The following is a 4,430-nucleotide window of genomic DNA, read 5'->3' as shown; positions in this document are numbered from 1 at the left end:
TCCCAGTAGAATGCCGGCGCAAACAGATAGCAGCCGAAAACTTCCCGCTCCCAGATCGAGCCGGTGATCATGATCGCGTAAAGCAGAAGCGTCTTGATCACGATCGACGCCGTCGCGACCGCAAATCCATCGCCCAATGTCAGGTAGCGGACAACAAGTGCCAAGCTGATCAGGAAGGCCGCGAACTGGATCGGCGCGAGGATCCCCTGCACCAGCGTCCACCTTGTTGCATCGCGGCGAAGGCGTTCTTCGGGCGTATAGAGTGGCTTAAATCCTTGACCAGCAGCAAGAACTTCGAATTGCGAAATCGCGCCGGGCGAAATCGTGTTAGCAGGTGCAACGATGTATTCGCTGACTTCATTGTAAAGATTGTTTGACAGCAACCCAGCGCGATGGTGCGATATTGGCCGGGGGTAACGCGGTGCTATCGGCAATCGTCCGCCGTTTGGGGTTAAATCCCGATCTTCAGCCGCTTGTTGATGCACCACGCCACTCCCTGTGTGCGGGCTGGGTAACACGGAAGCTAAACTTCGTCTGAGTGACTGTCAACTAAATCATACGTAAATTAGACTTGACGGTTTAAACAGGTCAGGACTTAATGTACGGGGGAGTGGAAAAGATGACCGATGTGAACGAGCAATCCTTCTCAGCCGTCACAACCACGGACGTTGTCAATGCGCATCAGCGCAACCCGCGTCGCAAACATATCCCCGCCCCGATATGGCGATTTCGCCCAACACTGCCACCGATCAGTGTTGTCAAAACCATCAAGACCCAGATCATTCCCAAGATCGTGCTTGCGCTTCGCAAAGCACCGGTGGCCTGTCCCGAAGAGGCCGCCCAACAGCAGAATCACAGCCCGGTCGAGCGGTTCGCGGCGCTGGCGCTGGCCAGCAACGATGACGCTCCGTTCGCCTATGTCGAAGACCTGCTTGGGCAGGGTGTGCCCGCGGAATCGATCTTTCTGGATTTGCTTGCGCCCACAGCCCGACACTTCGGCAGCCTCTGGGAATCGGATGCCACCGACTTTGCAAGTGTGACACTGGCAATGAGCCGCCTCCAACGAATCATGCGGCGGCTCGGCGAGCGTTTCTTCGACAAGGCGGGCCAGGGCAGCGGCGAATCGGTCTTGCTGACGATCGTTCCCGGGGAGCAGCACAGTTTCGGATCGTCAATGGTGGCCGAGTTTTTCCGGCGCGCCGGTTGGAACTTGTGCACCGGACCGTTTTCATCGCATCAGGAACTGACATCTCTTGTGCACAATCACTGGTTCGACATCGTCGGCTTTTCCGTAAGCAGCGATCGCAGACTTGATGAACTGCAAAAAGGCATTCAAAATATCCGGAGCGACTCTCGCAACAAAAATGTGGGTATCATCCTGGGCGGACCGGCGGTGATCGCGCAGCCCGGCCTTGTGGCATCGATGGGAGCCGATATGATGTCGGCGGATGCGACTGCCGCGCCGCAACAGGCACTCGGCCTGATCGAGCGAATGAAGAGTCAAAATTGACGGGATCAGGCGTGCGCGAGCGTCAAACGGCAGCGCGGCAATCCATGCCGCCGAAGCCAGAGCGGAAGGTCAGGCGAATGACGGCGGCCACGGCTGAAAATTCCGCGCCGGTCAGCGTCGTCACTGCGCTTTATCTGCGCACCAAGACCTTGCATGTCGAAGCCGAACGAACCGGCATCATCCGCGATCTGTTGCGCGGCGAAGCCAGCCGCGAAGGCTATGTCCTTCTGCTGCGTAATCTTCTTCCCGCCTACCAGGCGATGGAGCGCGGGCTCGAACGCCACCGCGGCTCGCCTGGCCTCGGCGCGCTTGCTCGTTACCGACTTGATCGTGCCCCCGCAATCCAATCCGACCTGATCGCAATATGCGGCAAGGGCTGGAGCCGCGACATTCCGCTGCTCGCCGTGGGAGAAGTCTATGCCGGGCGGATAGCAGAAGCAGCGGAGGGCGCCGGCGCCCGGCTGATTGCGCATGCCTACACCCGGTATCTCGGTGACCTTAGCGGTGGGCTTATCTGGCAGCGGCTGCTGGCGCGGTCACTCGGACTTCATCCCTCCGAGCTGTCATTCTACGATTTTCCGCGGTTTTCCGATCTCGAGGCGCTGAAAGCCGGCTACCGCAAGGCTCTCGATCGGGCCGGCGCCCTCGTCCGCGATGGCGACGCGGTCGTTGAAGAAGGTGCCGTCGCCTTCACCCTCAATATCGAGCTGTCCTGGGCCGTGCAGTCGGCGACGTTGAAGGGATCGGCTGCCGCCGCGGCGGCGGAGTAGGTTATCGCGGCCGGCGCTTCATTTCTCGGTCTTGTCGCCACGGGATGTGCGCGACGAATGCCAGATCAAATGCTCGAGCACCTCGGCGGTTCGCAGCGTCGAATGGCGCACGCTCTCGAGCATCTCGGCGATGCGGCCGGTTTCCACGCCATAGGTGATCTCGAGCGCGGCAAGCTGCGCATTCTCGACCACTGACGACAGCAGGTTTTGATAGACAAGATCGGTCTTGGAATCGAGGCGGACGCTGTTGATCCGATTGCTCTGAATGATGCCTTCCTGGAAGCGACCGCGCGCGATCTCGGCGGCCTTGCGGTCGGTGATATCCGAGAAGATCAGAACGAAGCCGAGCACCCGGTCGCGCGAGGGCTGCACCGGATCGGCTCTAACCATCAGCGGCTTTTCCCTATTGCCTTCGCTGCGCAGCAACAGCTCCCCGCGCCAGGCGCGACGATGAAGGATGAGATCCGCAATGTTATCGAGGAAGCGCTCCGGTTGCTGGAACGCCGCGGCCAGTTCGTCCAGTCGGCCAAGCGCCGTATGATCCTTCGGCAGCAGGGCCTTGAAGGCTTGGTTCAACAACAGGATCTTGCCGTCGATGTCGGCAATGATCACCGGTTGCTCGGAGACCCGCACGTGGCGGCTAAACTGTTCCAGCTGATCCTGTGCGATAAGCGTACGGACCGCGCGGAATTGCAGCACGATGTCGGCCACCGATTGACCGATCAGGCGCGCCGCGGCGATATCGGCCGGCGTCCACGGCTCGGATGTCCCCTCAACAAGCTGATGCCATTGCGCAAACGACCGCCGCGGCGACAGATCCGAGGGATTGTCGCCCATCACGAACGGCTTGAGCGGATCGCCGCCCCAAGTCACGGTGCGTATTCGCTCGGGACGGAACCAGATCAGATATTCGCCGCGATTGTTTGAGATCGGCGTGACGAGAATTCCGCTTGCGACCTTCGTGACGCCGGCGAACTGAGGAAAATCGAGACCCAGCGATGCCGTAGCAAACACAGATGTCTCGCGCTTCGCATCCAGCCAAAGGCCGATCTCCCGAATCTCCTGGGTTCCCGGAACCTCGCCGGATGAAATGATCTGGCCTTCGTAGATGAGGGCGCTTCCGCTTGCCCCAAGCGGCTGAAGGATCGATTGCGAAGAGTCGAAGATCGCTGCCCGCCAGTCACCCTCGCGCGATATCGCCTCGATCATTCTTTGTTCGAGCCGCTGCACGAAAATATCCGACTGACTCTGCGCGAAACTCTCGAGCGCCGCAATGCGGGTCGCGATCGCCTCGGCAAGCAGTTCGCAGACCGCGCGCTGTTCGAAATGAATGAAACGTGGCTCGTAATGGTGACAGGCCACTAGGCCCCACAATTTGCCGCCAACGACCAGCGACACGACCAGCGTGGCGCCGACGCCCATGTTCTTGAGATATTGCAGATGGATCGGCGACATGCTGCGCAGGAAGCACAGCGACATATCCAGGTCGCGTCCCGTCAGCGGCGAGAGCCGCGGCTGCAGCGGGACGGGTTCGTAGCCGACGTCGACCAGCACCCGGACGCGCGTGCGTTCGTACAGGCGGCGAGCCATCTGCGGAATGTCCGTCGCCGGGTAACGATTGCCCAGATAGGCTTCAAGATCGGGCTTGCGCCGTTCCGAAAACACTTCGCCGTGGCCTTCGTCATCGAAGCGATAGACCATCACGCGGTCATAGCCCGTACGGTCCTGGAACAGCGTCGCCGCCTCGTCGCACAGCGCGCGGAGCGAAGTCGCGGTACGAATCTTATTGAGCGCGCTCGCGATCTGTTTGGAAAGATCGACCGAGGGACCTGCGCGTTCGAGCTCGATGATCAACCCGCCCGCGGGCGGCCGGTGTAACAGGCCGTCGAATGCCGCGCTCGGACTGCCAACGCGACATCGCACCGCGATCGGCATACCCTGTGACGTCGGATCAAGGTGCGGAAGAATACCAAACAGCAGATCGCCGTCGAGCTCGGCGAGCGGCATGCCGACGACCTGTCTCAGGTTGAGAAATTTCGCAGCGTTGGCGCTGGCCTGTATGACGCGATGATCGGGTTCGCTGACGACCAACAGAGCGCCATGCGGCTGAATGGAGCCCGCGAGATGAATCTCTTCCCGTTCGCAGTTCG

Annotated in this window: 4 protein-coding genes; 2 read left to right on the top strand and 2 right to left on the bottom strand. The window is 60.5% G+C overall.

Annotated features, from left to right (window positions below):
* On the bottom strand, positions 1 to 485 hold a 485-nt coding region (gene bchF, locus ABSG20_RS30725; protein WP_423868215.1), incomplete at its 3' end, for a 2-vinyl bacteriochlorophyllide hydratase.
* A 134-nt stretch (positions 486 to 619) separates the two neighbouring features.
* Between bchF and ABSG20_RS30720 the strand changes: the two genes are divergently transcribed.
* A complete protein-coding gene (locus ABSG20_RS30720; RefSeq protein WP_423868214.1) occupies positions 620 to 1,510 on the top strand; it encodes a cobalamin B12-binding domain-containing protein in 891 nt (296 codons plus the stop codon).
* Between the two features lie 77 nt (positions 1,511 to 1,587).
* The gene (locus tag ABSG20_RS30715) at positions 1,588 to 2,280 is read left to right on the top strand and encodes a biliverdin-producing heme oxygenase (protein WP_423868213.1); all 693 of its coding nucleotides are present in this window, start codon (positions 1,588 to 1,590) and stop codon (positions 2,278 to 2,280) included.
* Between the two features lie 18 nt (positions 2,281 to 2,298).
* Here ABSG20_RS30715 and ABSG20_RS30710 read toward each other — a convergent pair.
* On the bottom strand, positions 2,299 to 4,430 hold a 2,132-nt coding region (locus ABSG20_RS30710), incomplete at its 5' end, for a GAF domain-containing protein (RefSeq protein ID WP_423868212.1).

It is taken from the genome of Bradyrhizobium sp., assembly GCF_049512235.1.
GTDB lineage: Bacteria > Pseudomonadota > Alphaproteobacteria > Rhizobiales > Xanthobacteraceae > Bradyrhizobium.
The sequence above is the reverse complement of the archived record's forward strand: the minus strand, read 5'-3'. Positions and strand labels throughout refer to the sequence as shown.

What these genes read in the sequence shown, in the direction of transcription:
- ABSG20_RS30720 (WP_423868214.1), top strand. Translation starts at nt 620, where the DNA reads ATGACCGATGTGAACGAGCAATCCTTCTCAGCCGTCACAACCACGGAC.
- ABSG20_RS30715 (WP_423868213.1), top strand. Translation starts at nt 1,588, where the DNA reads ATGACGGCGGCCACGGCTGAAAATTCCGCGCCGGTCAGCGTCGTCACT.